Source organism: Streptococcus bouchesdurhonensis (assembly GCF_948472335.1).
On sequence record NZ_CAOKTW010000033.1, the window covers coordinates 1 to 4,271 of the forward strand.

Genomic DNA, 4,271 nt, shown 5'->3' on the forward strand with positions numbered 1-4,271 from the left:
GGCAGCCGAAGATGGAAGCATTGCAGTTGATGTGTATACCGTGTTAAGCTACGGAACAAAGATTAGTGAAGTGTCAAAAAACATTCAAGAGCGTGTTGCCTTTAGCTTGGAAAACCAGCTTGGAATTACTGCTCAGACTGTAAATGTCTACATTCAAAATATCAAAGTTGTAGGAGAATAACCGTGTCAAAAATTACTACTAGCTTATTTCAAGAAATGGTGCAGGCTGCATCAACTCGCTTGAATAAGCAAGCTGAATATGTCAATTCATTAAACGTCTTCCCTGTTCCAGATGGAGATACTGGAACAAACATGGGGATGACCATCGAAAATGGAGCTAAAGAAGTTGCAGACAAGCCAGCTTCTACAGTTGGAGAGGTAGCGAGCATTCTTGCTAAAGGGCTTTTGATGGGTGCGCGTGGGAACTCAGGAGTTATTATGTCTCAGCTTTTCCGTGGATTTTCACAAGCCATCAAGGATAAAGACGAGTTAACAGGTCAAGACTTGGCCCTTGCCTTCCAATCAGGTGTTGAAGTTGCCTATAAGGCAGTGATGAAACCAGTTGAAGGAACGATTTTGACAGTTTCTCGTGGGGCTGCTATCGGTGCTAAGAAAAAAGCTGAGCAAACAGATGATGCTGTTGAAGTCATGCGCGCAGCCTTGGAAGGTGCTAAAACAGCTCTAACTAAAACGCCAGACATGCTTCCAGTATTGAAGGAAGTTGGCGTTGTGGACTCAGGTGGTCAAGGATTGGTCTTTATCTACGAAGGTTTCCTTTCTGCCCTTACTGGTGAATATATTGCATCTGAGGACTTTGTAGCGACTCCTGCCAATATGAGTGAAATGATCAATGCAGAGCACCACAAGTCTGTGGCTGGTCATGTGGCGACTGAGGATATCAACTTTGGTTACTGTACTGAAATCATGGTAGCTCTTAAGCAAGGTCCAACCTATGCCAAAGATTTTGACTACGATGAATTCCGTAACTACTTGAATGAACTTGGAGATTCTCTCCTCGTTGTCAATGATGATGAAATCGTCAAAGTCCATGTCCATACAGAAGATCCAGGACTTGTCATGCAAGAAGGTCTAAAATATGGTAGCTTGGTCAAGGTAAAAGTTGACAATATGCGTAACCAACACGAAGCACAGATTGAGAAAGAAACTGCCCAAGTTAGCAAGCCAGCTGAAGAAAAAGAGTATGCTTTGATTGCTGTGGTGGCTGGTAAAGGTCTAGCAGATATCTTCCGTTCTCAAGGTGTGGATTATGTTATCGAAGGCGGTCAAACCATGAACCCTTCAACAGAAGACTTTATCAAGGCTGTTGAACAGGTCAATGCCCGTAACATCATCTTCCTGCCAAATAACAAGAATATCTTCATGGCAGCTCAATCTGCGGCAGAAGTTTTGGAGCAACCAGCAGTAGTGGTAGAGGCTCGCACTCTTCCTCAAGGTTTGACAAGTCTTCTTGCCTTTGATTCAAGCAAGTCCATTGAAGAAAACCAAGAGCGTATGACAGCTGCTCTTAGCGATGTCGTTAGCGGAAGCGTCACAACAGCCGTGCGTGATACAACGATCGATGGTTTAGAAATCCATGAAAACGATAATCTAGGTATGGTGGATGGGAAAATCCTCGTGTCAAACCCTGACATGCACCAAACCTTGGCAGAAACTTTGAAACATATGTTGGATGAAGACAGTGAAATCGTAACCTTCTATGTCGGTGAAGACGGAAGCGAAGAACTTGCCAATGAAATCGCTCAAGAAATCGCAGAAGAATTTGAGGATCTTGAAGTTGAAATCCACCAAGGTCAACAACCTGTTTACCCCTATCTATTTAGTGTGGAATAAGAGCCGATTAATGAAGGACTGAGAAATCAGTTCTTTTTTCTTTTTTAGTAAATGAAAACGGTATCTTTTTAATAAAAACAAAAATAACATTCATAAATAAACGTTAAAATAGAAAATTCAGAAAATTTCTTCTTTTCTCTTGAAAATTTTTTAAAAAATGGTATGATAGTAACAAGTTATTTTTAAGAGGAAAGAAAGGGAAACAATGGAGAAAATCAGTTTAGAATCTCCTAAGACGGGTTCGGACCTAGTTTTGGAAACACTTCGTGATTTAGGAATTGATACCATCTTTGGTTATCCTGGTGGTGCAGTCTTGCCTTTTTATGATGCGATATATAATTTTAAAGGTATTCACCACATTCTAGGACGCCATGAGCAAGGTTGTCTGCATGAAGCTGAAGGTTATGCTAAATCAACTGGAAAGTTGGGTGTTGCCGTCGTTACTAGCGGACCGGGAGCAACAAATGCCATTACAGGGATTGCGGATGCCATGAGCGATAGTGTTCCCCTTTTGGTCTTTACAGGTCAGGTAGGGCGAGCAGGGATTGGGAAGGATGCCTTTCAGGAGGCAGACATCGTGGGAATTACCATGCCAATCACTAAGTACAATTACCAAGTTCGTGAGACAGCTGATATTCCGCGTATCATCACGGAAGCTGTCCATATCGCGACTACAGGCCGTCCAGGGCCAGTCGTCATTGACCTACCTAAAGACGTATCTGCTTTAGAAACAGACTTCATTTATTCACCAGAAGTGAACCTACCAAGCTATCAGCCGACTCTTGAACCAAATGATATGCAAATCAAGAAAATCTTGAAGCAATTGTCCAAGGCTAAAAAGCCAGTCTTGTTAGCTGGTGGTGGAATTAGTTATGCTGAGGCTGCGGCAGAATTAAATGAATTTGCAGAACGCTATCAAATTCCAGTCGTAACAACTCTCTTAGGTCAAGGAACAATTGCAACGACTCACCCACTCTTCCTTGGAATGGGGGGGATGCACGGTTCTTTCGCAGCGAATATTGCCATGACAGAGACGGACTTTATGATTAGTATTGGCTCTCGTTTTGATGACCGTTTGACAGGAAATCCAAAGACTTTTGCTAAGAATTCTAAGGTTGCCCATATTGATATTGACCCAGCCGAGATTGGCAAGATTATCAGTGCAGATATTCCTGTAGTTGGAGATGCTAAGAAAGCCTTGCAAATGTTGCTAGCAGAACCGACAGTTCATAACAATACTGAGAAATGGATTGAGAAAGTTACTAAAGACAAGAACCGTGTTCGTTCTTATGATAAGAAAGAGCGTGTGGTTCAACCGCAAGCAGTTATTGAACGCATTGGTGAATTGACGAATGGAGATGCCATTGTGGTAACAGATGTTGGTCAACACCAAATGTGGACAGCCCAGTATTATCCCTACCAAAATGAACGTCAGTTAGTGACTTCAGGTGGTTTAGGAACCATGGGATTCGGAATTCCAGCAGCAATCGGGGCTAAAATTGCTAACCCAGATAAGGAAGTAGTCTTGTTTGTTGGGGATGGTGGTTTCCAAATGACCAACCAGGAGTTGGCTATTTTGAATATTTACAAAGTGCCAATCAAGGTGGTTATGCTGAACAATCATTCACTTGGAATGGTTCGCCAGTGGCAGGAATCCTTCTATGAAGGAAGAACATCAGAGTCGGTCTTTGATACCCTTCCTGATTTCCAATTGATGGCGCAGGCTTATGGTATTAAAAACTATAAGTTTGACAATCCTGAGACCTTGGCTCAAGACCTTGAAGTCATCACTGAGCATGTTCCTATGCTAATTGAGGTAGATATTTCTCGTAAGGAACAGGTGTTACCAATGGTACCGGCTGGTAAGAGTAATCATGAGATGTTGGGGGTGAAGTTCCATGCGTAGAATGTTAACAGCAAAACTACAAAATCGTTCAGGAGTCCTCAATCGCTTTACAGGTGTCTTATCTCGTCGTCAGGTTAATATTGAAAGCATCTCTGTTGGAGCAACAGAAGATCCGAATGTATCGCGTATCACCATTATTATTGATGTTGCTTCTCATGATGAAGTGGAGCAAATTATCAAGCAACTCAATCGTCAGATTGATGTGATTCGCATTCGTGATATTACAGACAAGCCTCATTTGGAGCGCGAGGTGATTTTGGTTAAGATGTCAGCGCCAGCTGAGAAGCGAGCTGAGATTCTAGCGATTATTCAACCTTTCCGTGCAACAGTGGTAGACGTAGCGCCAAGCTCGATTACCATTCAGATGACAGGAAATGCTGAAAAGAGTGAAGCTCTATTACGAGTCATTCGACCGTACGGTATTCGCAATATTGCTCGAACGGGTGCAACTGGATTTACCCGTGACTAAAAATCCAACTTAAATTTGTTAAACCAGCCTAAAAGGCAATAAATG

General features: G+C 42.4%; 4 protein-coding genes. All 4 read left to right on the forward strand.

Annotation, left to right across the window (positions count from 1 at the left end):
• Window positions 1–181 (forward strand): Asp23/Gls24 family envelope stress response protein (locus tag QMQ21_RS19085; protein ID WP_261814980.1); only part of this gene is annotated, 181 nt, incomplete at its 5' end.
• Between the two features lie 2 nt (window positions 182–183).
• Window positions 184–1,851, forward strand: a complete 1,668-nt coding sequence (locus tag QMQ21_RS19090; RefSeq protein ID WP_000036650.1) for a DAK2 domain-containing protein — start codon at window positions 184–186, stop codon at window positions 1,849–1,851.
• Between the two features lie 205 nt (window positions 1,852–2,056).
• Entirely contained in the window at window positions 2,057–3,757 is a 1,701-nt protein-coding gene (locus QMQ21_RS19095) for an acetolactate synthase large subunit (protein ID WP_000411733.1), read from the forward strand.
• Entirely contained in the window at window positions 3,750–4,226 is a 477-nt protein-coding gene (ilvN, locus tag QMQ21_RS19100) for an acetolactate synthase small subunit (RefSeq protein WP_001253803.1), read from the forward strand. The genes QMQ21_RS19095 and ilvN overlap by 8 nt, the downstream gene beginning before the upstream one ends.
• Window positions 4,227–4,271 lie beyond the last annotated feature (45 nt).

Bases quoted from the DNA above. Each gene is read 5' to 3' on its own strand.
- QMQ21_RS19095 (WP_000411733.1), top strand. From the start codon at position 2,057: ATGGAGAAAATCAGTTTAGAATCTCCTAAGACGGGTTCGGACCTAGTT.
- ilvN (WP_001253803.1), top strand. From the start codon at position 3,750: ATGCGTAGAATGTTAACAGCAAAACTACAAAATCGTTCAGGAGTCCTC.